This window comes from Actinacidiphila sp. DG2A-62, from assembly GCF_035825295.1.
In the GTDB taxonomy this organism is placed as follows: Bacteria; Actinomycetota; Actinomycetes; order Streptomycetales; family Streptomycetaceae; genus Actinacidiphila.
This window is the reverse complement of the sequence record NZ_JAYMGI010000002.1, coordinates 2,110,287-2,133,666: the sequence shown is the minus strand read 5'-3', so window position 1 is coordinate 2,133,666 and position 23,380 is coordinate 2,110,287. Positions and strand designations below refer to the sequence as shown.

The 23,380-nt window shown below is 73.6% G+C and carries 24 protein-coding genes and 2 pseudogenes; 10 read left to right on the top strand and 16 right to left on the bottom strand.

The window, feature by feature from the left end; genetic code table 11:
• Positions 1-2 precede the first annotated feature (2 nt).
• From VSR01_RS09440 to VSR01_RS09410, 7 genes are all read right to left on the bottom strand, one after another.
• Complete coding sequence (locus VSR01_RS09440) at positions 3-977, bottom strand: alpha/beta hydrolase fold domain-containing protein (protein ID WP_326448800.1); 975 nt, start codon at positions 975-977, stop codon at positions 3-5.
• 224 nt (positions 978-1,201) lie between these two features.
• On the bottom strand, positions 1,202-1,453 hold the full coding sequence (locus VSR01_RS09435; RefSeq protein ID WP_326448799.1) for a hypothetical protein: 252 nt from the start codon (positions 1,451-1,453) through the stop codon (positions 1,202-1,204).
• A 104-nt stretch (positions 1,454-1,557) separates the two neighbouring features.
• Positions 1,558-2,451, bottom strand: coding sequence for an HpcH/HpaI aldolase/citrate lyase family protein (locus VSR01_RS09430; RefSeq protein WP_326448798.1), 894 nt, complete (start codon positions 2,449-2,451; stop codon positions 1,558-1,560).
• Between the two features lie 56 nt (positions 2,452-2,507).
• The gene (locus tag VSR01_RS09425) at positions 2,508-3,686 is read right to left on the bottom strand and encodes a CaiB/BaiF CoA transferase family protein (protein WP_326448797.1); all 1,179 of its coding nucleotides are present in this window, start codon (positions 3,684-3,686) and stop codon (positions 2,508-2,510) included.
• Complete coding sequence (locus VSR01_RS09420) at positions 3,683-4,126, bottom strand: MaoC family dehydratase (RefSeq protein WP_326448796.1); 444 nt, start codon at positions 4,124-4,126, stop codon at positions 3,683-3,685. The genes VSR01_RS09425 and VSR01_RS09420 overlap by 4 nt, the downstream gene beginning before the upstream one ends.
• Before the next feature lie 16 nt (positions 4,127-4,142).
• The gene (locus tag VSR01_RS09415; RefSeq protein ID WP_326448795.1) at positions 4,143-4,646 is read right to left on the bottom strand and encodes a MaoC/PaaZ C-terminal domain-containing protein; all 504 of its coding nucleotides are present in this window, start codon (positions 4,644-4,646) and stop codon (positions 4,143-4,145) included.
• A 15-nt stretch (positions 4,647-4,661) separates the two neighbouring features.
• On the bottom strand, positions 4,662-6,035 hold the full coding sequence (locus tag VSR01_RS09410) for an MmgE/PrpD family protein (RefSeq protein ID WP_326448794.1): 1,374 nt from the start codon (positions 6,033-6,035) through the stop codon (positions 4,662-4,664).
• A gap of 210 nt (positions 6,036-6,245) precedes the next feature.
• Between VSR01_RS09410 and VSR01_RS09405 the strand changes: the two genes are divergently transcribed.
• From VSR01_RS09405 to VSR01_RS09395, 5 genes and pseudogenes are all read left to right on the top strand, one after another.
• Positions 6,246-6,989, top strand: a complete 744-nt coding sequence (locus tag VSR01_RS09405; protein WP_326448793.1) for an IclR family transcriptional regulator — start codon at positions 6,246-6,248, stop codon at positions 6,987-6,989.
• Positions 6,990-7,081: 92 nt separating this feature from the next.
• Positions 7,082-7,378, top strand: a pseudogene (locus VSR01_RS37705) (acyl-CoA dehydrogenase family protein); the annotation flags it as partial.
• Positions 7,333-7,767: pseudogene (locus VSR01_RS37700) on the top strand (acyl-CoA dehydrogenase family protein); the annotation flags it as partial. The pseudogenes VSR01_RS37705 and VSR01_RS37700, both read left to right, overlap by 46 nt.
• 37 nt (positions 7,768-7,804) lie before the next feature.
• Positions 7,805-8,323 carry an acyl-CoA dehydrogenase family protein gene (locus tag VSR01_RS09400; protein WP_326453575.1) on the top strand — a complete coding sequence of 173 codons (519 nt, stop codon included), beginning with the start codon at positions 7,805-7,807 and terminating at the stop codon, positions 8,321-8,323.
• Positions 8,324-8,751: 428 nt separating this feature from the next.
• Complete coding sequence (locus VSR01_RS09395; protein ID WP_326448792.1) at positions 8,752-9,951, top strand: GDSL-type esterase/lipase family protein; 1,200 nt, start codon at positions 8,752-8,754, stop codon at positions 9,949-9,951.
• A gap of 54 nt (positions 9,952-10,005) precedes the next feature.
• Here VSR01_RS09395 and VSR01_RS09390 read toward each other — a convergent pair whose 3' ends face one another.
• Positions 10,006-10,359: a MarR family winged helix-turn-helix transcriptional regulator gene (locus VSR01_RS09390; RefSeq protein ID WP_442785660.1), complete on the bottom strand. Its 354-nt coding sequence runs from the start codon at positions 10,357-10,359 to the stop codon at positions 10,006-10,008.
• 175 nt (positions 10,360-10,534) lie between these two features.
• Here VSR01_RS09390 and VSR01_RS09385 point away from each other — a divergent pair, with 175 nt between their 5' ends.
• Positions 10,535-12,016 carry an MFS transporter gene (locus VSR01_RS09385; protein ID WP_442785428.1) on the top strand — a complete coding sequence of 494 codons (1,482 nt, stop codon included), beginning with the start codon at positions 10,535-10,537 and terminating at the stop codon, positions 12,014-12,016.
• 116 nt (positions 12,017-12,132) lie between these two features.
• Complete coding sequence (locus VSR01_RS09380) at positions 12,133-13,053, top strand: alpha/beta hydrolase (RefSeq protein ID WP_326448790.1); 921 nt, start codon at positions 12,133-12,135, stop codon at positions 13,051-13,053.
• Here VSR01_RS09380 and VSR01_RS09375 read toward each other — a convergent pair.
• Positions 13,043-13,948, bottom strand: coding sequence for a LysR family transcriptional regulator (locus VSR01_RS09375; RefSeq protein WP_442785427.1), 906 nt, complete (start codon positions 13,946-13,948; stop codon positions 13,043-13,045). The two genes, VSR01_RS09380 and VSR01_RS09375, sit on opposite strands and share 11 nt — an antisense overlap.
• Before the next feature lie 147 nt (positions 13,949-14,095).
• On the opposite strand from VSR01_RS09375, the gene VSR01_RS09370 reads away from it, so the two are divergent.
• Positions 14,096-15,055, top strand: a complete 960-nt coding sequence (locus VSR01_RS09370) for an NADP-dependent oxidoreductase (protein ID WP_326448789.1) — start codon at positions 14,096-14,098, stop codon at positions 15,053-15,055.
• Positions 15,056-15,182: 127 nt separating this feature from the next.
• On the opposite strand, the gene VSR01_RS09365 is transcribed toward VSR01_RS09370, so the two are convergent.
• Positions 15,183-15,608, bottom strand: coding sequence for an ester cyclase (locus VSR01_RS09365; protein ID WP_326448788.1), 426 nt, complete (start codon positions 15,606-15,608; stop codon positions 15,183-15,185).
• 70 nt (positions 15,609-15,678) lie between these two features.
• On the opposite strand from VSR01_RS09365, the gene VSR01_RS09360 reads away from it, so the two are divergent.
• Both VSR01_RS09360 and VSR01_RS09355 read left to right on the top strand, forming a co-directional pair.
• The gene (locus VSR01_RS09360) at positions 15,679-16,512 is read left to right on the top strand and encodes a LysR family transcriptional regulator (protein WP_326448787.1); all 834 of its coding nucleotides are present in this window, start codon (positions 15,679-15,681) and stop codon (positions 16,510-16,512) included.
• 203 nt (positions 16,513-16,715) lie between these two features.
• Positions 16,716-17,222: a MarR family winged helix-turn-helix transcriptional regulator gene (locus VSR01_RS09355; protein WP_326448786.1), complete on the top strand. Its 507-nt coding sequence runs from the start codon at positions 16,716-16,718 to the stop codon at positions 17,220-17,222.
• A 31-nt stretch (positions 17,223-17,253) separates the two neighbouring features.
• Here the strand turns inward: VSR01_RS09355 and VSR01_RS09350 are convergent, their stop codons facing one another.
• The 6 genes from VSR01_RS09350 to VSR01_RS09325 all read right to left on the bottom strand — a co-directional run bounded on the left by VSR01_RS09350 (position 17,254) and on the right by VSR01_RS09325 (position 23,347).
• The gene (locus tag VSR01_RS09350; protein WP_326448785.1) at positions 17,254-19,176 is read right to left on the bottom strand and encodes a PP2C family protein-serine/threonine phosphatase; all 1,923 of its coding nucleotides are present in this window, start codon (positions 19,174-19,176) and stop codon (positions 17,254-17,256) included.
• A 4-nt stretch (positions 19,177-19,180) separates the two neighbouring features.
• Positions 19,181-20,245 carry a SpoIIE family protein phosphatase gene (locus tag VSR01_RS09345; RefSeq protein WP_326448784.1) on the bottom strand — a complete coding sequence of 355 codons (1,065 nt, stop codon included), beginning with the start codon at positions 20,243-20,245 and terminating at the stop codon, positions 19,181-19,183.
• A complete protein-coding gene (locus VSR01_RS09340; RefSeq protein WP_326448783.1) occupies positions 20,242-20,685 on the bottom strand; it encodes an ATP-binding protein in 444 nt (147 codons plus the stop codon). Before VSR01_RS09340 ends, VSR01_RS09345 begins: the two co-directional genes overlap by 4 nt.
• A complete protein-coding gene (locus tag VSR01_RS09335) occupies positions 20,685-21,128 on the bottom strand; it encodes an STAS domain-containing protein (protein ID WP_326448782.1) in 444 nt (147 codons plus the stop codon). The genes VSR01_RS09340 and VSR01_RS09335 overlap by 1 nt, the downstream gene beginning before the upstream one ends.
• Positions 21,125-22,015 (bottom strand): STAS domain-containing protein, encoded by an 891-nt coding sequence (locus VSR01_RS09330; RefSeq protein WP_326448781.1) that lies wholly within the window; start codon positions 22,013-22,015, stop codon positions 21,125-21,127. The genes VSR01_RS09335 and VSR01_RS09330 overlap by 4 nt, the downstream gene beginning before the upstream one ends.
• A 141-nt stretch (positions 22,016-22,156) precedes the next feature.
• Positions 22,157-23,347, bottom strand: coding sequence for a PP2C family protein-serine/threonine phosphatase (locus VSR01_RS09325; RefSeq protein ID WP_326448780.1), 1,191 nt, complete (start codon positions 23,345-23,347; stop codon positions 22,157-22,159).
• Positions 23,348-23,380: the final 33 nt, after the last annotated feature.

Genomic DNA, 23,380 nt, shown 5'->3' with positions numbered 1-23,380 from the left:
GCTCAGTGGTCCTCCTTCGCAGGCAGCCCGAACGCGCGTTGCAGGCAGGCCACCAGCCGGGCGGTCGCCGGCCCCGGGTCGGCGACGACATGGCCCTGCTCCGGGTCGACGTGGAGTTCGACCGGTACGCCCGCGTCACGCAGTCTGTCGGCGTACCGGACGTCCTCGTCGCGCAGGATGTCCCACTCGCCGACCCAGATCAACGCCGGGGCGACACCGCGGACCGACTCCGCGAGCAGCGGGGAGGCACGCCAGTCCCACCGGGTCTCCGGACGGTCGAGGTACTGCGCGGTGACGAAGTCGTTGTCCGACTTCCGCAGGCCGTACCCCCGGGCGTACTCCGCCTGCGAGCGCGTGTCGTTGCGCAGGTCCGCCGGCCACGCCTGGAGCCACTGCAGCGCGATGTCGGGGCCGCCGGCGTCCCTGGCCATCAGCGCGAGCGCCGCGGCCATGTTGGCGCCCGAGCAGCCGCCGCCGATGGCGATGCGGCTCGTGTCCCACGCGTCGCGGTCACCACCGCCGGCAACCCAGTTGAGCACCGCCCAGTTGTCCTCCAGGCCCGCGGGGAAGGGGTGCTCCGGCGGCAGCCGGAAGTCGGGGTGCACCACCACCGCGGGCACGGCCGCGGCCAGGGCCGAGTTCGAGGCGTCCCACATGTCGAGGCCGCCGCCGGCGACGAATCCGCCGCCGTGCGTGTGCACGACCACCGGCAGGCGTTCGCCGTCCTCGTGCGGTGGGGTGTGGATCCGCACCGGAACCGGACCGCCCGGTCCCTCGACCTCCACGTCCCGGACGGCGACGCCCGGATGCGCCGGTCGCCGGGGGCTGCCGGAGATCAGGGCGCGCACTCCCGAGACGCCGATCTCCGCGAGATCGGGCCACCGCTCGATCGCCGTGCGTTCCCGGTCCGGGATGCGGGAGAGCCGTTCCGCGCGCAGGCGCTCGTAGTCGTCGTCCGCTTCGGTCACGCTGACCACGCCCTTCCTTCGATGCCCCGTGCGCCCGGTGCGGCGGACGCACGGCGGGCCGACTCGCGGCCTCGCCGTGATGGTGCCCCAGGCGGGCGGTCGCCCCACGAATTCTCCCGGTCAATGGCAGAGCCCGCGATCGCAGCGCCCTGCGACGCTTCGAGCGAGGGCGGCGCGTTCCCCTTCAGCGACGGCGTCACCGCTCAGTTTCGTTCGCATCGGTCACCCGGGACTCACGCGGGACCGTCCTCCTCGCCTGCGGCCCGTACGGCAAAGGCAGGCCGTTCCTGCATCTGCGGGGGAGGACCCACGGGTTCGGTGGCCGCGAAGCTCCCCGTCGCGTCCTCGACCGTCGACAGCGACCTGTTCCTGGTGCTGCGCGCTTTCGCCCCGGACGACGCCGAGATCGTGTTCAACTGCCCGCCGGCTGCCCGCTCGCGCCCGACGTCCAGGCCCACGACCACGTCGGGCCCGGCGCCGGCCACGACGGCCCGAAGCCCCCCTCCTACCTGCTGCTGCCCGTACCGCACGACTGAGGCCGATGCTCGCAGGGGCGTCGCAGTGGCCTCGCAGGGTGCTCACAGGGTGCTCACAGGCCGAGAGCCTCGGCCTCGTCGAGAGTGTTGCGCAGCAGGCGCACGGAGGCGATGTCGACCATGGTTCCGTCCACGGCGACCGCGCCCAGTCCACGCGCCTGCGCCTCGTCGAAAGCGGCGACCAGCTTGCGGGCCTGGGCGATCTCCTCGTCGGTGGGGCGGAACTCCTCGTTGGCCGGGGCGATCTGGCTGGGATGGATGGCCCACTTGCCGGAGAACCCGAGGGTGTGGGCGAGGCGGGCCTGCTGCCGGTAGCCGTCGGGATCGCCGAAGTCGGCGAAGGGACCGTCGACGGCCGCGATCCGGGCGGAGCGGGCCGCGATGGCGATCTTGTTGCGGGCGTAGTGCCAGAGGTCGCCGGGGTAGCCGCCGTCGGCGGCGCCGATCGCCGCGACCCGGACGCCCTGGGAGGCGGAATAGTCCCCGGGGCCGAAGATCAGCGCCTCCAGGCGGGGCGAGGCATGGGCGATCTCCTCCGCGGCGATCATCGCCTCGACCTCCTCGATGAGGACCTCGATGCCGATCCGCTTGGTCAGGCCGAGGTCCGTCTCGATCTGCGTGAGCAGGCGGTCCACCCACCACACGTCCCGCGCGGACTTCACCTTGGGCACGATGACGATGTCCAGGGCCTCGCGAGCGCCGGTGACGACGTCGAGGATGTCACGGTAGGCGTAGGGGGTCTCCAGGTCGTTGATCCGCACGGCCCTGGTGGCCGGCCGCCAGTCGTGGTTGATCAGGGCGTGCGCGATCTTCCCTCGCGCGGCCGGCTTCTCGGCGGGCGCGACGGAGTCTTCGAGGTCGCAGAAGACCAGGTCGGCGTCGCTGCCGGCGGCCTTGGCGAGCATCTTCTCGTTGCTGCCGGGGGTGGACAGTTCGCTGCGGCGCATGCGCATGGCAAGCCTTCCGATGAACGACGGGAGAAGGAAACGGGGGCGGCGGACGGTCAGCGGTCGCGGCCCGCCGGGGCGCCGGGGCCGAGAATCTCGGCGGTGTGCTCGCCCAGCAGCGGAGCGCGGCGATGGACGACGGTCCCGGAGCCGGCGAACTTGATGGGCTGTCCGGCCACGGTGACGGTCTGCGCACTGCCGGGGTGCTCGAGGTCGACGAGCATCTCCCGGACCCGAAGATGCGGATCGGCGTACAGGTCTGCCGCGGTGTTCACCGGACCGCAGGGCACGTCCGCGGCGACGGCCGCCACCACCTGGGCGGAGGTGTGCCGCGTGGTCCACTCCTCGATGACGGAGCGGACCTTGTCGCGCACGGCGACCCGCGCGTTGTTGGTGGCGTAGAGCGGGTCCTTCGCGAGGTCGGGCCGATCGAGGGCGGTGCACAGCGTCTGCCACTGGTGGTCGCGGGGGGCGGCGATGGTCACCCAGCCGTCCGCGGTGCGGTAGAGGCCGAAGGGGCACAGCAGCGGGTGGTCGTTGCCTTCGCCGGTGGGAACGGCGCCGGTGTACGAGTGCTGGTAGACGGTCCGCTCGCACAGGGAGACGATGGCGTCGTACATCGCGACGTCCACGAACCGGCCGCGTCCGGTGCGCGCGCGGCCGGTCAGGGCGGCCAGCACGCCTACCGCCAGCAGCGCCGCCGGGAAGATGTCGCCGATGCCGGGGCCGACTTTGGTGGGCTGGTCCGCGGGGCCGGTGATGCCCATCAGGCCCCCCATGGCCTGGGCGACGACGTCGAAGGCCGGCCGGTCCGCATGGGGGCCGGCTCCGGTGCGGGGATCGCCGAACCCGCGCAACGCGCCGTAGACCAGGCGGGGGTTGTCGCGCCGCAGGGACTCGTAGGACAGGCCCATCCGGTCCATGATCCCGGCGCGGAAGTTCTCCACCAGCACGTCGGCGCCGGCGGCCAGGCGCCGCACCGCCGCGGCGCCCTCCGGCGCGCGCAGATCCACCACGACGCTGCGCTTGTTGCGGTTGACGCTCTGGAAGTAGCCGCCGTAGTGGCGGGTCTCGTCGTCGCGGGGGAAGGGACCGGTGCTTCGGGAGGAGTCGCCGGCCGGGGACTCGACCTTGATGACGTCGGCGCCGAGGTCGGCGAGGAGCATGGTCGCGTAGGGACCGGACAGGGCGCGGGTCAGGTCGACCACCACGATTCCGTCGAGTGGGCCGGTCATCGCCGTGCCCCCGCCCGCTGGACGAGCGTGGTGCGCTCGCCTTCGAAGACCAGCACGTCGTCCTGGTTGACGCCCCAGTGCTTGAAGCGGACCACACCGGCGTCGGGCCGGTCGGCGTCCTGCTTGTCCAGGACCTCGGTGTAGGCGTAGAGGGTGTGCCCGTGGGTGACGGGGGCGCGGAGCCGGATCTTGTCCAGGCCGAGCTCGGCGAGCGCGTGCTCGCCGGTGTCCTGGGTCGCCAAGCCGATCACCATGGATATGGTGACCCCGCCGAAGACCAGGACGTGCGGGAAGGCGCTGCCCTCACGGGAGTGGGCGTTGAAGTGGGCCTGGGCGGTGTTCATGACCAGGTTGGTGATCAGGACGCCGTCCATCTCGGTGACGGTCTTGCCGCGGGCGTGCCGGTAGACGTCGCCGACGGTGAAGTCCTCGAAGTACATGTCGATGTCTCCTCGCTCACAGGACGCTGGGCGCGTCGGCGGTGCGCACGAAATTGGTCCGGACGAAATCCACCACGACCTCGTCGCCGACCAGGCCCTCGGTGTGCCAGCCGACGATGCCCATGCCCGGGTGGCTGTCGGAGCGCCGGACGGTGCGGACCCGGCTGCGCCCGCGGACCGTCTCGCCCACCAGGACCGGCCGGTGGAAGGTGAGTTGCTCGACGCCGAGGAAGGGGCCGCCGTTCTCGCTGAGATCCTCCACACTGAGCCCGAACACGGCGAGGAAGAGCAGGTTCGGGTGCACCACCAGCTGCTTGTGCCCGTGCTCCCGGGCGGTCTCGGCGTTGAAGTAGACGGGGTTGTAGCTCAGCGTCAACGTGGTGAACAGGACGGAGTCGGCCTCGGTCAGGGTGCGGCCCCAGTGGTGTTCGAAGACCTGGTCCACCTCGAAGTCCTCGAAGCACCGGCCCTTGTCCAGCAGGCGGGCGAGCTTCCTGATCGCCGCGAGTTCGTGTGACATGAGAAAACCTCCGGGTCAGGCGCGCAGCTGTCGGCACAGCACGCGCACGTCGTCCAGTCCGGCCAGTCCGGCGACGGCGTCCGCCGCCAGGGCGGCGCGCTCGGGGCCGATCACCGGTTCGGCCAGTCCCGTGAACTTCGCCGTCAGGGCGCGGTCCCGTTCGGCGGGGTCCTCGCTCCAGGCGGGCGCTCGCATGTCCCACACGGAGCGCAGCTCGCGTCCGTCGCGCAGCGCGACGCGCACGGCGGCGACGGGACCGGACAGCGACGGGTCGGGAACGACGGCGGTCCGCTCGCGCAGCGCCAGGGCGGCCGGATCGGCGGTCGCGGCGTCGGTGAACAGGTCGGGAGTGGCACGCCGGTGGATCAGCGCGAGCGCGGCCGTGCCGGTCAGGCTGAACTTGGCTTCCAGCCCGGTGCGCGGTTCGGCGATGCCGCACACGTCCAGATGGCCCGGCGGGACCGCGATCGCGATGCGCTCCACATCGCCGAGCCCGAATCCGTCGTGCTCGCGCAGGGCGATCAGGGCGTTGATGGAAGCGTGGGTGAGGAAGCAGGAGGCATGGGTCTTGAACCGCACCTCCTCCAGCCGCCAGGGATCGCCGAACTGCGGGGACAGCGCCCGGGGGTCGAAGACGTCGGACTCCGCCGCGGCGAAGCCCTGCGGGTGCCCGAGGATGTCGTCCGCGCTGGTGAAACCCCGCATGGCCAACTCACCGGCGACGACTCCGTTCGCCGCCGCCCGACCCGCGTGCAGGGGTTTGCTCATGGTGCCGAAGACCGCCTTCAGCCCGGCGGCCTGGGTCCCGGCGATCGCCAGCGCCGTGGTGGTGCGCGCGGCGTCGAGGCCCAGGAGGTGCGCGACCGCGGCGGCCGCGCCGAAGGAGCCGAAGGTGGCGGTGGAGTGGAAGCCCCGGGCGTAGTGCGCCGGGCCGACCGCCTCGGCGACTCTCGCTTCGGCCTCCACTCCGGCCACGAACGCCGTCAGCAGCGCGCGCCCGGAAGCGCCCGTCCGCTCCGCCACGGCGAGCGCGGCCGGAGCCACGGCGACCGAGGGATGGCCCACGGTGCTGATCACGTCGTCGAAGTCGAGGGCGTGGCCGGCCGCGCCGTTGACCAGTGCGGCGGACGACGCGGCGGCCGTGCCCGGCATGCCGACCAGGGTGCACGGGCCGCCCTGGATCTCGGAGGCGGTGAAGTCCGCCAGGATGCGCGCCGCCGGCTCGCGGGCCCCGGCGAGCATGGCGCCCAGCACATCGAGCAGACAGTGCCGGGCGAGGGCGACCACCCGCGGCGGAAGATCCTCGAAGCGCAGTCGGCAGACGGCGGTGGCCAGCACCGCGGTCGTCGAGCGCGGGGGTGGGGGCGAGGTCTGGAGCAATGTCTTCACCTCTTCGTTGAAGCGAAGGAAAATTCATGCCACGATACGGCATGCCGTTCCAAAGTCGTGGTTTCAGCATGGCCCCGGTCGTCCGCGGCGTCAATGCGTCAATGAGCGATGCGTCAATGAGCGGACGCGTGAATGAGCGGACGCGTGAATGAGCGGACGCGTGAACGAGTGACGCGTCAGCCGCCGATCGTTGAGTGAAGGAGAACCGCTGTGCAGAGCGTGCTACGCAGCTTCCGGGTGCTGGAGGCCGTCTCCGAGCACCAGCCCATCGGCGTGGGTGCGCTCTCGCGCCTGGTCGGCCTGCCCACCTCCACCGTGCAGCGCATCCTGGTGACGCTGGCCGAGGCGGGATGGCTGCGGCCCACCGAGGAGGAGCAGACCCGGTGGAATCTGACGGCCAGGGCGTTGATCGTGGGCAGGCGGGCGGTGGGTGAGACCGGCGTCCGGGAGGCGGCGGCCGAGCCCATGGCCGCGCTGCGCGACGCCACCCAGGAGACCATCCACCTCTCGGTGCTCGACGGCCTGGAGCGGATCGTGCTGATCGACCGGGTGGACTGCGACCAGCCCGTGCGCACCTACAACCGCCTGGGCAGTTCGGGGCCGCTGCACGTCACCGCGATCGGCCGCAGCATGCTGGCCGCCATGGGCGACGCGGACGTGGAGCGCGTCATCGCCCACGGCCTGCGGCGGGTCACCGAGAACACCATCACCGACCCGGCCCGGCTGCGGGAGAACATCCGCGAGATCCGCGAGCTCGGCTATGCGGTCAACATCGGCGAGAACCGGGCCAATGTGTGCGCCGTCGGCGCGCCGGTGCTCGGCCGCGACCGCAAGCCCGTCGCCGGCATCGCGATCTCCATGCCGGACATCCGCTTCGACCACCGCAAGGTGCCGCACTGGGGGGCCCTGGCGGTCCGGGCCGCGGCCGACATCAGCGCCAATCTCACGAGGTAGGCCGGGTTGACGCGGCGGCGGGGCCGGGCGCATGCTCCCCAGAAGCATGAACGGCATGCCATGCCGCCATACGGGATACGAAGGAGTAGCCCATGAGTTCTCCCACCGTCCTGGCTCCGCCCGTGCCGGTCCTGGCTCCTCCGTACGACACCGGTTCGCGGCCGGCCGTCCAGGCCGAGGCGCGCCGCTTCGCGGAGGAGGAGGTGCGCCCGGTCGCCGACGAACTCGACAAGCTCAAGGGCGAGATGCCGCGCTCGCTGATCGAGAAGCTGGGCAGGCAGGGCTACTTCGGGATCCTCGTCCCCACCGAGTACGGAGGCATGGGACTCGGGGTGTTCGAGTACTGCCTGATCGCCGAAGAGCTGGCCCGCGGCTGGATGAGCGTCGCCAGCATCATCGCCGGGCCCAGGGCCTGGGCACCGGCTTCGACGACGAGGCCAAGCGCCGCCGGCTGCTGGAGAAGAGCGCGCGCGGTGAGTGGATCGGCGCCGTCGCCCTGTCCGAGCCCGGCGCCGGCTCCGACCTCGCCGGCGTCAGCACGCGCGCGGTGCGCGACGGAGACCACTTCGTCGTCACCGGGACCAAGCGGTGGTGCGGCAACGCCAAGGCCGCGGACTTCATCCAGGTCCTGTGCCGGGTGCGGGACCCTGAGCCCGGGGAGCGGCGGTCAGCGGGCATGGGCGCCCTCATCGTCGAGAAGGAGCCCGGCAGATTCCCGGAAGGGCTGACCGGGACCCCCATCGACAAGATCGGCTACCACGGCTTCCTCACCTGGAACCTCGAGTTCGACGGCTTGCGCGTGCCAGGCCGCCAACCTGGTCGCCGATCTGGGCCGTCGCGGCGCCGGCGGCGAGGGCAAGGACGCCGACGCCTTCCGCGCCGTCGAACAGGACCTCAACGTGGCGCGCGTGCACACCGCCGCGCGGGCGGTCGGCCTCGCCCGGGCCGCGGTCGAGGAGTGCCTGCTCTATCTGCAGGAACGCCACCAGTTCGACCACCCCATCGGAGACTTTCAGGCGCTGCGGTTCATGGCCGCCGAGATGGCCGCGCGGGTGGACCAGGCGCGCGCCTTCTACCAGCAGGTCGCCCACCTGATCGACCTCGGCCGTCCCTGCGAGCGGGAGGCCGCGATGGCCAAACTCCTCGCCACCGAGATGGCTGTCGAGGTCACCGGCCAGGCCATGCAGCTGCACGGCGGCAACGGCTACACCACCGAGCACCGAGTCGAGCGCTATTGGCGTGACGCCCGCCTGACCACCGTCTTCGAAGGGACCAGCCAGATCCAGCAGAAGATCATCTCGGACCGCTTGCTGCCCCGCAGCCCCTTGTGCTGAGAGCCGCAGTCACGCGCACGCGGTCGCGGGGTCGCCCCGTCCCGCGCGGGCGCCCGGCCCGTGACCGGTGCGGCCTCACGCGCGGTGGGCGCCGGGTCCGGTCCGAGCACCGACCTGCCGGTCGACCGGATCGCCGAGCAGGCCGGCTTCGCGCCGGCGCATCGCTCAGACTGCACCTGCAGGAGGCGCTGGGCGTCTCGCCGATCGCCTACCGCGCGACGTTCCGCGGCCCGGGGACGCCCGAGACCGGATGACCGAGACGGGACGACCGGGACAGCCGTCCGACCGCGGCGCCCGCCCCGGCCGACGGGTGCTCTTCCCCGTGCTCGTGGCACGACCTCGCGTCGACACGACTGGAACTATGTTCCATACTTGTGATGGAACAAGCTCCATGCCCCGAGATCCGCGGTTGAGAAGGCGAGACCGGTATGCGTACACACGAGACCAGGGGCGCCATGGGCTGGCGGCCGACCTGGACCCAGGCCATGACGGACTTCCGCGGCGAGGACGACGAGCCGCCCTTCGACGACGTCACCGTCCGTATGACGGTGCCGGCGAGCATCGGCGGCAGCCGGGTACGGGTGGAACTGAGCAACCGCTTCGCGGACGGCCCCGTGCGGATCGGACGGTGCGCGGTCGGAGTCGGCGGGCGGTTCGCCGAGGTCTTCTTCGACGGGAAGCCCTCCACCGACATCCCGGCCCGCGAGTCACGCTGGAGCGACCCCGCGGACCTGGCGGTCGGCCACGGCCACCAGGTTCTCGTGGATGTGTATCTGCCCGACCCCACGCCCTACGCGACTGCGAACAGATTCACCTTCGACCGGTCGCGTCCCGGCGACTTCGCGGGGTCACCCGAGTTCCCGCTCGAAGGGTCGGCGCCGACGCGGGTCAGCGCATCGCGTGAGATCCCCATGACCGCAACCGAGTTCGCGCCCGCGCCCGACGGAACCGGCTGGTCGCTGCCGGCGGGAGGCCCGTTCCTGCGCACCGTCGAGGTCGCCGGAGCCCCCGCGAAGGCGGTGGTCGTCTGCCTCGGGAGCTCCAGCACCGTGATGGGATGGCCGCAGTACACCGCCGCCCTGCTGCCCGCCGACGCCCAGATCGCCGTCCTCGACCGCGGCATCGCCGGCAACCGGATGCGCCTGGACGCGCCGCGACGGACTCCGTCGTGGGGCAGGGCCGGGCTGTCCCGGTTCGACGAGGACGTGCTCGAAACCCACGGCGTCACGCACGTGGTGATCGCTTACAACAGCAACGACTGGGGCCTTCCCGGCAGGATCACGCCGCTGGACGAGATGCCGACGGTCGCCCAGCTGATCGACGGCTACCGGGAGTTCGTGGAGCGGGCCCGCGAGGGAGGGCTCACCGTGATCCTCGCCACCGTCACACCCCTCGGCCCGGAGGTCGCGGACGAGCCCGGCCGGGAGGAGTTCCGCCTCGCGGTCAACGCGTGGATCCGCACCTGCGGGCACGCGTACGTCGACTTCGACGCGGCGATCCGCTCCCCGGCCGACCCCTCCCGCCTCGCGGACGCGTACGCCGCCCCCGACCGCACCCACCCCAACGTCGACGGGTCCAAGCGGCTCGCCCAGGCGATGGCCGAAGTCCTGACGCGGTTGCCGCTCTGACCGGCGTCGGGTCGACGCGGGCGAGCCGGACGAACTGCCCGTGGGGGCGCGGCCTCACTCGGTGTCCGCGAGCGCGGCGATCACCGTGTCGAGCAGGTCGCGCAGGTGTCGGGCGTCCTCGGGGCCGAGTGCGTCGGTGAGCTTGTCCTCGACTCTGCCGACGTGCTGGTAGGCGGCCTGAAGCGTGCGGTGGCCCTCGTCGGTGAGGTACAGCTCCTGGATGTTGCGGTGCCGGGGGTGGGTGCGTCGTTCGACCAGTCCGCCTGCTTCGAGCTTGGTCGCCAGCAGGGCGACTGCCTGGGTGCTGACGCCGAGGCGGCGTCCCAGCTCGGCGCCGTTGAGCCCTGGATAGACGTGGACGTGCATCAGCAGCGAGTACGAGGCGGTGGAGAGCCCGACCGCTCGCAGGGCCGGCTCTTCGCGGATTGGAGCGCGAGGTCGGCGCGGCGTAGCGCCCAGCCGACCCGCTGGAGCGCTTGTTCGGGGATGACGTCCGGCGGCTGGTCCATGGCATCAGTCTAGAGGTGCTTGAGGCATATCAAGAACTTGATCCTCATCAAGGCTTTTAGTTACGGTGGGGATCGTGGTTACCAAGAGCGACAGCGACGAGGCGAGGACCGGCGACCGCGCGTCCGCCGTCGAGCAGGACGGGAGGCGGCGCTGGGGTGTGCTGGCGATCTGCTGTCTGAGCCTGCTGATCGTGGGTCTGGACAACACGATCGTCAACGTGGCGCTTCCGGCGATGAGCCACGATCTGCACACCGCGGTCTCCGGGCTTCAGTGGATCGTGGACGCCTACACGCTGGTGCTGGCGAGCCTGCTGATGCTGTCGGGGTCGACGGCCGACCGGTTCGGCCGCCGCCGCGTGTTCCAGGTCGGCCTCGCGGTGTTCGGCGTCGGGTCGCTGCTGTGCGGCCTCGCCTCCGGCGTCGGTCCGCTGGTCGCCTTCCGCGCGGTTCAGGCGGTGGGCGGGTCGATGCTCAACCCGGTCGCGCTGTCGATCATCACCAACACCTTCACCGATCGGCGCGAGCGCGCGCGGGCGATGGGCGTGTGGGCGGCGATCATCGGTGTCAGCATGGCGCTCGGCCCGATCGTCGGCGGCGCGCTGGTCAGCTCCGCGGGATGGCGGTCGATCTTCTGGGTCAACATCCCGGTCGCCGCGGCCGCCATCGCGTTGACCGCCCGGTTCGTCCCCGAGTCGCGGGCGCCCAGGCCACGCCGCCCGGACCCGGCCGGCCAGGTGCTCGTGATCGCCCTGTTCGCCGCTTCGACCTTCGCGATCATCGAGGGACCCGGCTCCGGGTGGGGCTCGGCGAAGATCGTCATCGCGTTCGCCGTGGCCGCGGTCTCGGGGTGCGCCCTGCTGGTGTGGGAGCGGCGGCCGCAGGAGCCGTTGATCGATCTGCGGTTCTTCGCCAGTCTGCCGTTCGCCGGCGCGACCGTCGTCGCGGCCTGCGCGTTCGCGTCCCTGGGCGGGTTCCTGTTCCTCAACACCCTCTACCTGCAGGAGACCCGCGGAATGTCGCCGCTGGACGCCGGCCTGCACACGCTCCCGATGGCCGTCCTGACGATCATCGTCGCGCCGATCTCGGGCCGGGTCGTCGCCGCCCGCGGCCCGCGTATCCCCCTGCTGGTCGGCGGGCTCGGCATCACCGCCTCGGCCGCGATCCTCACCGGCCTCACCGACCACACCTCCTACGCACTGCTGGCGCCGGCCTACGCCCTGTTCGGCGCCGGGTTCGGGGTGCTCAACGCCCCGATCAGCAACGCCGCCGTGTCCGGGATGCCGCGGGCGCAGGCCGGCGTCGCCGGCGGGATCGCGTCCACCAGCCGCCAGATCGGCCAAGCGCTCGGCGTCGCGATCGTCGGCGCGCTCGCCGGCACCGCGGCAGGAGCGAGCCCGCACCTCGACATCGCACAGGCAAGCCACTCCGGCTGGTGGGTCGTCCTCGGCTGCGGGATCGCCATCACCGCCACAGGGCTCGCGATCACCACACCGGCCGCTCACGCCACGGCGGCGAACGTCGAGAGGACCCTGCTGGGGGAGGACGACGCCTCCTGACTCCTCCTGACTCCTCACTCCTCCTGACGCCTCCTGACTCCTCCTGATCCGGGTCGCGGTCCCTCTCGACGGGGCACGTCGCCGGCCCACGACCACTCCCACCGGAAAGAACGCTCATGAGCAGAGAACAAGCCGAAGCCATCGCTCGGACGCTGCGAGACTCACCCCTCGACACCGGGGGCGAGGCGGTGGCGCAGCGAGCCCTGTTCGCGCAGTTGATGGCTTCACGTCCGCGCCCGGCCGATCTCGTCGTCGACGACATCCGACTCGGCGACACGCCGGCCGTGCGCATCTCCACCGGACCCGCGGAGCCGGGCCTGGCCGTGCTGTACTTCCACGGCGGCGGGTACGCGATCGGAACCGCGGCCGAGACCGTTGGACTGCCGGGCCAGATCTCCGCCCGCAACGGCGTCACGGTCCTGTCCGTGGACTATCGCCTCGCACCGGAGAACCCCTTCCCGGCAGCGCTCACCGACGGGCTCGACGCCTACCGGGCCGCACTCGGCGCCTACGCGCCGTCCCGGTTGGCCGTCGCGGGAGAGTCCGCCGGCGGAGGACTCGCCCTCGCCACGCTCCTGGCCGCCGGACGAGAGGGTCTGGCGATGCCCGCCGCCGCGTTCGTGATGTCCCCGTGGACGGACCTCACCCTCTCCGGCGCGAGCGTCGACACCAAGGCCGATGTCGATCCCGTCCTCTACCGCGCGGCGCTCGACCTGCGCGCCCGGGAGTACGCGGGCGACCGACCCCGCACCGACCCGCTCGTCAGCCCTGTCTTCGGCGACTTCCACGGCTTCCCGCCGCTGCTCGTCCAGGCCGGCTCGCACGAGTGCCTGCTCGACGACGCCGTGAGACTCGCCGGACGCGCCGCGGCCGACGACGTGGCGGTCACCCTCGACGTCACTCCCGGCGTCCACCACGTCTTCCAAGCCGTCGCCACCCTCCTGGACGAGGCAGACGCCGCCCTGCGGCGAGCGTCCGAATTCCTCTTCCGGCACCTCGCCGGCGCCGCGGCCCCGGCGCAGACCCTCATCGGCTGAGATGGCGACCGGAGCCGACTCCCGGCGCCGACAGGTCGTCCGACGCGGCACCGATGCCGTGCGACCGCGCGACGGCCGCCGCCGCGCGTACCAGCGCGGCCACGCCGCGGCTGCGGGAATGTTCCGGCCAGGCGATGACCAGCGCGGCCGGCGGGCAGTCCTCGACGGGGACGTAGGAGACCGCGCGTCGCGGGTACTGCGCTGCGACGGACTGCGGCAGCACGGTGATCGCCTGGCCGAGGCCGACGAGCGCGAGCAGTTGCGCGAGGTCGTGGACGCCGTGCTCGCCGATGTCGTGCTCCACCCGGTCGAGGACGTCCGCCGGGGCGATCCCGAGGTCGGCGAGCCGTACCCGGCCGGCTCCGGCGAGTGGATGATCGGCCGGCAGCGCCGCCACGCGCGGCTCGACCGCGACGACGTCCGCGTCGATGCCGCCCGGATCGTAGGGCTCGAACATGAGCGCCGCGTCGGCTTCTCCCGTCCGCAGCAGCCGCGTGTGCTCCCGCCACCCGCACAGGCGCACGGCGACCGGCCCGGTGTCGGGATCGGCGGCCACCGCGGCGAGCAGGGCGTCGAGCAGGCCGCCGTCCGAGTCCGCCTTCACCGCGAGCACCAGGCCGCGCTGCGGCGCCGAGGCCCGCACGGCGCGTCGGGCCGCCGCGTCGAGAGCCTCCAGGGCGGGCCGCGCGTGGGTCAGCAGCACCTCGCCGGGCTCGGTCAGCTCCACCACGCGGGTGGACCGCTCCAGCAGGCGTACGCCGAGCTCGGTCTCCAGGGTGCGGATCGCCCGCGACAGCGCGGGGCCGGCGATGCCGAGCCGCTTCGCGGCGCGGGTGAAGCTGCGTTCCTCGGCGACCGCGACGAAGTAACGCACGGCCCGGGACTCCACTGCCATGGGAACCACATTACGACCCGCCCGGCACCGGGATTACTACCTTTTTGTTCCTGATGGCTGCCGGATCGGTCGTTCCCCCGGGCCTCACCTCGACCCCACGCTGGTGTCGCGGCGGGCGAACGGCTCCGCGGCAGAACGGAGAGACACATGCGCGCCCTCACCATCGAGCGCTTCGGCGACACCCCGCGGCTCAGGAAGCTGCCCGTGCCCGAACCCGGCCCCGGCCAGGTCCAGGTCACCGTCGAGGCGGCGGCGCTCAACCCGCTGGACACGGCCATCGCGTCCGGCGCTCTGGAACGGCTCGGGGAGTACCGGTTCCCCCTCACGCTCGGGATGGACGGCGCCGGCACCGTGACCGCGGTCGGTGACGACGTGTCGCGATTCCGCGTGGGCGACCGGGTCGTCGGCCAGTTCTGGAGCCGGCCGCTGCAGTTCGGGACCTTCGCCGAGGTCTGCGTCGTCCAGGAGGAGCCGGCGCTCGGCGCGCTGACGACCGTCCCCGCCGGGATGCCGAGCGAGGTGGCCGCCGCGCTGCCGACCGCCGGGATGACCGCGCTCGGCGCGATCGAGCACGCCCGGGTGCCCGAAGGCGGCACCCTGCTCGTCCTCGGCGCCACCGGAGGCGTCGGCACCTTCGCGGTGCAGGCAGCGGCGGCCCGCGGCATCCGGACCCTCGCCACCGCGTCCGCCCAGCACGCCGAGCAGGTGCGCGAACTCGGCGCCGCCGAGATCCTCGTCCGCGGGGCGCGGCCCCTCGACGAGGCGGTGCGCCGGCTCGCCCCCGACGGCCTCGACGCGGTCCTCGACCTCGTCGGCGACCGTTCCCTCACCAGTGGCCTGGCCGGCGCGGTGAAGGACGGCGGCACGCTGCTGTCGACCGCCTTCGGCCTCGACGACCAGCTGATGGCCGACGCACGCGTCCGCGCCGCGCGCTACACGCTCGACCGCAAGCCGGAGCGGCTCGGCGACCTCGTGGGACTCGCCGCCGCCGGCGGCATCCGACCCGTCATCGGCACGACGCTGACCCTCGACGACGCGCCGCGAGCCCTGGCCGGCGAACCCCGGACGGCGCGGCTGCGCGGCAAGACCGTGCTGCACATCGGCTGAGCCGCGCCCCGCGCGCGCCGCTCGGACGGCGCGGCGCTTCCCGTCCCGCCGCTCGGACGGCGCGGCGCCTCCCGTCCCGCCGCCCGCACGGTGAGCGCTTCCCGCCCGCAGCGCCTGGCCGCTCGGCTCAGGAGAGCGCGCCGGTCTGCCGCAGCAGGCTCAACGCGTCGGCGACGGCCCAGTGTTCGGCCATCTGCCCGTCCCGGTACCGGACCAGGTCCATCACGCGGAACCGGACCTCGTTGCCGGACGGGGGAACGCCGAACCACGGGCCGGTGTGCCTGGCGCTGAAGATCTTGTGGGTGGCCACGAGATCTCCGTCGCCCACGCAGTGCAGGACCCGTACGGACAGGTCGGAGAAGGCCGCGTGCAGGGCGACCATGGTGGCCAGGAGCCCTTCCCGGTCGGCTCCCTGCCCCGGTTCGGTCGTGTGGTTGCGGTAGTCGGCGTGCACGAGCCTGTCGATCAGCTCGAACCGCCCCTCGTGCTGCACCTGCTCGACGAAGAGCCGCATGCGGTCGGCGTTGGATTCGCCGTCGACGTTTCCTGTCATGGCTTCAGTCCAGCAGCCGGCCGCGAACGGCGCCAAGACCGATCGGTGCGCCCGCCCATACCCTGGGGGTATGGATTCGCGGGAGCTGGCCTATTACGTCGCGGTCGCGGAGGAGCGGAACTTCACCCGGGCCGCCGCGCGGCTCGGTATCGCCCAACCCCCGCTGTCCCGGGCGATCAACCGGCTGGAACGGAGGCTGGGCGTCAGGCTGCTGGAGCGTACGAGCCGCCAGGTCTCGCTCACCCGGGCCGGCGAGGTCCTGCTGAGCGAGGGCCGCAAGGCGCTCTCCACGCTCGCGGCGGCGGAGCAGTTGGCACGGCGCGCCGGGCAGGCGCGGCGGCTGACGCTGGTGACGAAGCCGGGCGGCGACGCCGGCCTGCTCGCCTCCGTCCTCGAGGAATTCGCCGCCCACCCCGACGCGGTCGACGTCGAGGTGACGATCTGCGGGATCGGCGAGGAGAAGGCCCTGCTGCGCGACGGAACCGCGGACGTCGCGCTGCTACGGCTGCCGCAGGACGACCTGGAGGGCCTGGCCACCGAGGAGTTGCTGACCGAACGCGAGATGGCGGTGCTGCCGCGCACCCACCCGCTGGCCGGGAGCGCGTCCGTGCGCATGGACGACCTGGCCGGGGAGACCGTGCCGCGGTGGACCGCGGACTCACCGGGCAGCGGGCCGGTCATCAAGGACACCGGGCAGGTGGCCGAGCTGATCGCCCTCGGCCGCATGGTCGCCGTGCTGCCCGAGTCCGTGGCACGCCACCTGGGCCGGGACCTGGCCGCCGTGCCGGTCGACGGTCGCCGTACGACCCTGCTCGCCGTCTGGCCCGAGGAGCGCCGCGACCGCGCGCTCGCCGCGTTCGTCCGGACGGCGGCCGAGATCGCCGCGACACGGCCGCCGCACTAGGCGACCCTCGCACCAGGCGGGCGGGGGCCGGTCCTTGGACGCCGCCGGGGCGCGCGCGGCGCGTGTGCGGCGGGTCAGGTGGGGCAGGCGGTGCGCGAGTGAGGACGTACGGCGTCCGGCGGCTCTGCGGGTACCGCGTGGAAACGGGACCCGGACGAGGGCGGAATCCGTACGGGCGGGCAGAGACCGGAAGTGACACGTTCGTGACGCGTCTCGGTGGGTTCGGGGACGACCAGCCAGAGAGGGCCGGCGAGGACGCCGGTTCCCTCGCGCTGGAGATCGCCGATGCCGTGGAGAGCCTGTCGCACCTGTGGATGCAGGCCGCCCAGAACGCGAGCCTGCGGCTGTCGCTCCATCAGTTGAGGGCGCTGAAGGTCATGGAGGCGGCGCCCGGCCTGAACCTCACCGGGCTGGCCGCGAGCATGGACATCGGCCTTCCCACCGCCAGCAGGCTGTGCGACCGGCTGGAGGCGGCCGGTCTGCTGGAACGCGTGCTGCATCCCAGCCGGCGCCGCGAGGTGCGGCTGAACCTCACCCGGCACGGCCGGCACCTCCTGGACGAGATCGCCGCGCTGCGGGCGCGGGCCCTGGTCGCGGCGCTGGCCGCCATGGGGGCGGGCGAGCGGGCGGCGCTCAGCCGCGGTCTGCGCGCCTTCGCGGTGGCGCGGGAGGACGCGCGCGCCGCGCCGCGGCGCCGGCCGACCAGCTGAGCCGCGGCGCCGGCCGACCAGCTGAGCCGCGTCACCGCGGACGGCCCTGGACCGCCGCCCGGTGGCCGTCCCGCGGCCGGGGCCGCTCGCGCGGCGGCGCCGCGCCGCGCGCGAGGGCGGCGGCCGGCCGGGCGCCGCGGTGGCCGTCCCGCGCCGACGCCAAAACGTGGCACAGCATGAGGCAGACGTCGTCGTTCCCCTCGCAGTCCGCCATGAGCGGTCGCAGCAGGGAGTCGGCGGCGGCCTCCACGTCCTCCTCCAGGTCCGGGGCGCGCAGCCCCGCCACGGCCCGGACGAGGCGGTCGATGCCGGGGTCGATGCCCAGCGCCCTGCGCTCGACCAGCCCGTCGGTGTACAGCACCAGCGACGAGCCGGGCGGCAGGTCGACGGCGTGGTCCGGGTACTCGTACGGCACCGGGATGCCGAGCATCACGCCGGGCTTGGCGTCCAGGGTCCGCACGGCGCCGTCCGCCGTGCGGGCGACGGCCGGCGGATGGCCGGCCGAGGCCCACACGACGCGGGTCTCGCCCGGCCGGAACCGTGCGATCAGCGCGGTGGCGTAGAGATCGGGCTGCAGGTGCCGGAGCATGCGGTGCAGCCGTGTCAGGATCCGGCCGGGACTGTCGCCGGCCTCGATGGCGTAGGCGCGCAGCGCCGTGCGCAACTGGCCCATGACCACGGCGGCGCGCAGTCCGTGGCCGGTGACGTCGCCGATGACGGCGAGCAGGCTCCCGTCGGGCTGGCGGAAGGCGTCGTACCAGTCGCCGCCGATGTTCATGCCCCCGGTGGCGGGGAGGTAGCGGGCGGCCAGAAGCAGGCCCGGCTGCGTCGGCAGGTCGGTGAGCTGGGCGCGTTGCAGCGCCTCGGCCGTGTCGCGGTGCTGTTCGTAGCGGCGGGCGTTGTCCAGGGCGACGCCGGCCCGGCGGGCGAGCTCCACCAGCATCACCGAGGTGTCCGCGTCGAAGCGGGCGCCGGGCGCGGTGAGGGTCACCACGCCCATCGTGCGCTGCGCCACGAGCGGTATGGCCAGCAGCGCGCGGTCCGGGCTGAGCGCGGAGGGCGGCAGGTCGTCGACCCCGGGCAGGCCGCCGGCGTGGGGCGCCGCGTGCTGCGGGCGGCCGGTGCGGGCGGCCACCACCGCGGCCGCCGAGTGCTGTTCCGAGCCGCGCGGGCGCTGTTCGTCGGCTTCCTCCTCGAAGATCCACACGTCGATGTGCCGCGCGTAGTCGGGGACCAGCAGTTCGGAGAGGCAGCGCAGGACGTCGGTGTGGCTGAGGGACGCCGTGACGGCCGCGCTCGCGTCGGCGAGGAAGGTCAGCAGGCGCCGCGCCCGCTCGGCCGCTTCGTGGGCGGCGCGTTCGGCGTCCAGCAGTTCGCGCTGGGCGAGCGCCGCGGCGTCCAGCTCCGCGTGCAGGGCCAGCACCCCCTGGTTGGTGTGGTGCAGCTCCTCGCGGTAGAGCCGTACCACCTGCTCCTGCTGGTCCAGCGCGCCCAGCACCGCCGCGGTGTCCTCGTCGGCCCGCAGCAGGGCCTCGGCCGCCGGTATCCCGCCGCGGAGGCTGTCCCGGGCCACCGGGCGGCGCAGCGGGCAGGTGAGCACGGGCTCGTCCTCGCCCGGCCGGACGGAAGCGGGCGCCGGCCCGTCCTCGCGCCGTCGCGCGGGGACGGGCTCCGGCTCGTCCTCGCCGGGCCGCGGGCGGGTTCGGCGGGCCGGCCGGAGGCGGACGTCGAGCCGGCCGTCCTGTCCGTCGGCGGGGGCGTGCAGGTGCAGCAGGAGCGTCCACTCGCCGCCCTCGTCCAGGCAGCGGCGCAGCCGTGCGGTCAGCGCGGACAGGAACCGGGCCCGGGGCAGCGCCGGCGCGTCGCCGTCCGCGGCGACCCGCGCCAGGGCGGCGCGGGCCGCGGCGGCGTCGGCGAGGGAGCCGATCCTCCTCACGGCACGGGTGACGGTCATGGGCTCACGCCCCGCGGCCGGGGGCCAGTACCGCCACGCTGGTGTCGTCGCGCAGCGGGCTCGCGGTGCTGCCGGCGTTCCGCAGGACGACCGCGGCCAGCACCGGCGGCTCGCAGGCGAGGACCTCCGGGTCCTCCGGCGGCGTCCAGCGGCCGGGCAGGCCGTCGCTGTGCACGACCAGCAGGCTGTCGGTCCGCCAGGGCGCCTGGTGCACCGGCACGGAGGCGGGGAAGTGGGCGCCCACGATGCCCGGGTGGGTGGGCAGGTGCCGCCACCGCCCGCCGGCACGCAGCCGGGCGCCGACGTTGCCCACGCCGGCGAAGGACAGCCGGCCGGTGTCCTCGTCGACCTGGCCGACGCTGACCGCGGCGCCGCGGGTGGGGCGCAGCGCGTCGTTCAGGCGGCGGAGGATCTCGGCGGGGGGCAGGTCGGCGTGGCGGCGCAGCGCCTCGACCGCGGCGGTGGACGCCTCGGCCGCCCCCGCGCCGTGGCCGAGCCCGTCGGCGAGCATCAGGGTGACGCGGGGGCCGGAGCGGGTCCAGGCGAAGGCGTCCCCGGAGTGCTCGGCGTACGCCAGAGGAACGTTGATGCCCCCGGCGCGGGCGCCGCCGCCGGGCGCGTCGGACCGCTCGCGCGGTGCTCCCGGCGGGCGCGGCGGGCCGATCCGCGCGACGGCGACGGTGCCCTGGCCCGGCCGGCTGTGCAGGCTGAACTCGTCGGCCAGCCGCAGACAGGCGCCCAGACCCGCGCCCAGGGAGGAGACGGCGGTGGTGTAGCCGTCCTGCAGGGCGATCGGGACGTCGCCGATGCCCGGCCCGTGGTCGAGCGAGCTGATCTGCACGCCGGGCGCGGCGTCCGCGCCGACGCGGGCGGCGCCCACCAGGCCGATGACGATACGGCCGGCGGCGGCGTGCTTGACGAGGTTGGTCGCCAGTTCGGTGGCCACCAGCGCGGCGACCGCTGTGGCGTGCGCGTCGAACCCCGCGTGGCGGCAGGCGGTCTCCGCGGCGGTCTGCACGTCCTTGATCCGGGTGCTCTCCAGCACCGGGACGTCCCAGACCCTGCTCATGCCCCGCCTCCGCGCGGTGCGGGCAGGGCGGAGGTCCAGTCGGCGACGGTGACCCTGGTGCCCTGGCCGGGGCGGGTGTCCAGGGCGAACTCCTGGACAAGCCGTCTGGCCCCGCTCAGGCCCATGCCCAGGCCCCCGCCGGTGGTGTACCCGTCGGTCATGGCCGACGCGACGTCGCGGATGCCGGGGCCGGAGTCGACGAAGGACAGCCGCAGTCCGCGCCGCCGCCCGTCCTCCAGGAGCGTCAGTTCCACGTGCCCTCCACCGCCGTGGACGAGGGTGTTGCGCGCCAGTTCGCTCGCCGCGGTGACCAGTTTCGTCTGCTGGACGAGGGTGAACCCGAGGTCGGCGGTCATCTGGCGCACCTGCTGGCGCATCCAGGCCAGGTCCGCGTCGGAGCCGATCGGGAGGGTGGCGGTGGGGGCGAGTGGGGCGTGCATCACGCGCCCTCTTCCGGTTCTTCCGGCCGCGGGGGCGGCGCCGCCGCCGGGTGGTCCAGCAGGCGCAGGGCCTCGCCGGTGGTGAGCGCCGTCTCCAGGCCGGGCAGGGACAGCCCGAGTTCGACCAGGGTGATGGCCACGGCCGGGCGCATGCCGACGAGCACCGTGCGCGCGGCCAGCAGCCGGGCGCCGGCCGCGATGTCGGCGAGGACGCGGCCGAGGTAGGAGTCGACGATGCCGACGCCGGAGACGTCGATCACCACGCCGCCGACCGGGGTCGGGCTGTGGGCGATCCGGTGGGTGATGTCGTGCTGGAGCCGTTCGGCGACCCCGTCGGGGAGGTCGCCGTTCAGGGTGACCAGCAGGACGTCCCCCAGCGCGAGCACGGGGACGGTGGCCGCGAGAAAGGCGGGGGAGGCGGGGGCAGCGGGGGCATCGGTCATCGGGCCGGCGCTCCCGCGACGGGAGCCGGGGAGACCGCTCTGCCCTGCCGGGCCAGCGCGTAGGCCAGGGCGTCGGCGAGGGTGGCGCGCGTCACGATCGAGCCGAGGTCGATGCCGAGGTGGACGATGGTCTGCGCGATGGCCGGCCGGATGCCGGACACGACGCACTCCGCGCCCATCAGGCGGGCCGCGGCCACGGTCTTCATCAGGTGCTGCGCCACCAGGGAGTCGACGGTCGGCACGCCGGTGATGTCGAGGATGGCGTAGCGGGCCGGCTGGGTCACGATCGCGTCGAGCAGGTTCTCCATCACGGTCTGGCTGCGCGCGCTGTCCAGGGTGCCGATCAGCGGTACGGCGACGACGCCGTCCCACAGCCGGATGACCGGGGTGGCCACCTCCAGCAGTTGCTGCCGCTGACGGGCGATCAGCTCCTCGCCCTCGCTCAGCGCGGTCTGCATGACCACCACCCGGAGGGTTCCCATCAGCACGGTCAGCGCGAGCAGGCACGCGTGGCCGTGCTCGTCGCCGGGATCGTCGAACTCGCCGCGGAGCAGCGCGGCGACCGGCTCGCGCAGGTCGGCGACCTCGCCGGCGATCCGCGCCGGGGCGACCCCGGCCCGGGAGCGCGACGCGGACATCCGGCCGAGCCGGTCGCGCACGCCGCCGAAGCCGGCCGCCTCGACGTCCTCCAGCCGCCAGGCGCCCGCCACCTCGGCCAGCGCGTCCACCACGGCCTTGGCGGCCTCGACCGCCTCGTCCCTGGAGTGGGTGAAGACCGTGCGGAACAGCGCCGCGTCGGCCCACCGCTGGGCGATCTGCTCCCGGCGCCGCTCGAAGAAGCGCCCCAGCTCCCGCGCCGCGTCGCCGGCCGTGTCGAACTCCGTCACCTGCGTCGTCTCCCTCTCCGGAACGGGTTGCCCGCCTCCGGCGAACCATGAGGCAATTGTTGCCACATGGCAAACGTTAGCGCGCGTGCCGGAGGCGGCCAACACGGGATCTCCGCATCCGGCGCGGCCGCCGGCCCCGTCTCAGCGGGCCGCCCCGTGCCCGTCCCCGGCAGGCGCCCCGTGCCAGTCCAGGCACACGACCAGGGCGTCGTCGTCCGCGGCCGCTTCGCCGCGGTGCCCGGTCAACTCGCGCAGGATGGCGCGCGGGACCTCGGCGGCGGGCAGCAGCCGGGTGGCGTGGATGGCGCGCTCCAGGGCCACTTCGCCGTAGGTCTCGCCCCTCGGGGAGGCCACCGCGTGGACGCCGTCGCTGACGAAGACCAGCCGGTCGCCGGGCAGCACCTGGACGTCCTCCGCCACGTAGTCGGTCTCCTCGAACATGCCCAGCGGCAGTTGGGCGTCCAGCCCGATCCGCTCCACCTTGCCGTCGCGCAGGCGCAGCACCTGGGGCGAGCCCGCGTCCACCACCTGCGCCGTGCCGGTGGCGATGTCGAAGTCGAGCATCAGGACGGACAGGTAGCAGCGGCCCCGGTACTGCGCGTAGACGGCCTGGTCGGCCAGGGCGGCCTGGTCGGCGATGGAGACGCCGGCCCGGCGGGCGTTGCGCAGGGCGTTGATGGCCAGGCTCGTCAGCAGTGCGGCCTCGATGCCCTCGCCCATGCCGTTGGTGACGTAGAGCGTGAGCCGGTCCGCGGTGGCCGACCAGTCGAAGTTGTCGCCGAAGATGGCGTAGGCCGGTTCCAGCTGGGCGCCCAACTCGTACTCCGGGCGGGCGCACGAGCGGCCGGGCAGCAGCTGCCACTGCATCTCGGCGGCCAGCGTGAGCCGGTCCTTGCGCCGCGCCTGCAGGTACAGGTCGGTGTCGCGCTCGGCCACGATCACCTCGTGCCCGAGCACCTCGGCGATGTCGGCCAGTTCGGCGGCGTACCGGCGGGCCGCGTCCTTCCCCGGCAGGGTCACGCAGAGCACGCCCAGCCGGTCGCCGCGCACGCTCACCGGCAGGTGCAGCCGCGCCCTGCCGTCCCGCAGGTCCTCGACGAAGGGCGCCTGCGAGCCGAAGGCGCGGCCGGCCGAGCTGTTGTGCACCGACACCGGCTCCAGCGTGTGCGGCAGTATTGACACCGGTTGAAGCACGCTGAGACCGTAATCGGCCATGAACAACTCGACGTCCTCGGCGCCGTAGTGCTCGGCGAGGACCGCGCGGACGGCGTCGAGCAACGCGTGCGGGGCCGCTGTACGCAGGGCGCGCTCAGCGGCCTGGTATCTGTTCACTGGAGGACTGCACCAACCTTTCCGGACAACGTG

Excerpts from the sequence above, each read along its gene's own strand:
- VSR01_RS09430 (WP_326448798.1), bottom strand. The coding sequence starts at position 2,451 with ATGCGCCGCAGCGAACTGTCCACCCCCGGCAGCAACGAGAAGATGCTC.
- VSR01_RS09425 (WP_326448797.1), bottom strand. The coding sequence starts at position 3,686 with ATGACCGGCCCACTCGACGGAATCGTGGTGGTCGACCTGACCCGCGCC.
- VSR01_RS09420 (WP_326448796.1), bottom strand. The coding sequence starts at position 4,126 with ATGTACTTCGAGGACTTCACCGTCGGCGACGTCTACCGGCACGCCCGC.
- VSR01_RS09415 (WP_326448795.1), bottom strand. The coding sequence starts at position 4,646 with ATGTCACACGAACTCGCGGCGATCAGGAAGCTCGCCCGCCTGCTGGAC.
- VSR01_RS09395 (WP_326448792.1), top strand. The coding sequence starts at position 8,752 with ATGCGTACACACGAGACCAGGGGCGCCATGGGCTGGCGGCCGACCTGG.
- VSR01_RS09380 (WP_326448790.1), top strand. The coding sequence starts at position 12,133 with ATGAGCAGAGAACAAGCCGAAGCCATCGCTCGGACGCTGCGAGACTCA.
- VSR01_RS09375 (WP_442785427.1), bottom strand. The coding sequence starts at position 13,948 with ATGGCAGTGGAGTCCCGGGCCGTGCGTTACTTCGTCGCGGTCGCCGAG.
- VSR01_RS09370 (WP_326448789.1), top strand. The coding sequence starts at position 14,096 with ATGCGCGCCCTCACCATCGAGCGCTTCGGCGACACCCCGCGGCTCAGG.
- VSR01_RS09365 (WP_326448788.1), bottom strand. The coding sequence starts at position 15,608 with ATGACAGGAAACGTCGACGGCGAATCCAACGCCGACCGCATGCGGCTC.
- VSR01_RS09360 (WP_326448787.1), top strand. The coding sequence starts at position 15,679 with ATGGATTCGCGGGAGCTGGCCTATTACGTCGCGGTCGCGGAGGAGCGG.
- VSR01_RS09350 (WP_326448785.1), bottom strand. The coding sequence starts at position 19,176 with ATGACCGTCACCCGTGCCGTGAGGAGGATCGGCTCCCTCGCCGACGCC.
- VSR01_RS09345 (WP_326448784.1), bottom strand. The coding sequence starts at position 20,245 with ATGAGCAGGGTCTGGGACGTCCCGGTGCTGGAGAGCACCCGGATCAAG.
- VSR01_RS09340 (WP_326448783.1), bottom strand. The coding sequence starts at position 20,685 with ATGCACGCCCCACTCGCCCCCACCGCCACCCTCCCGATCGGCTCCGAC.
- VSR01_RS09335 (WP_326448782.1), bottom strand. The coding sequence starts at position 21,128 with ATGACCGATGCCCCCGCTGCCCCCGCCTCCCCCGCCTTTCTCGCGGCC.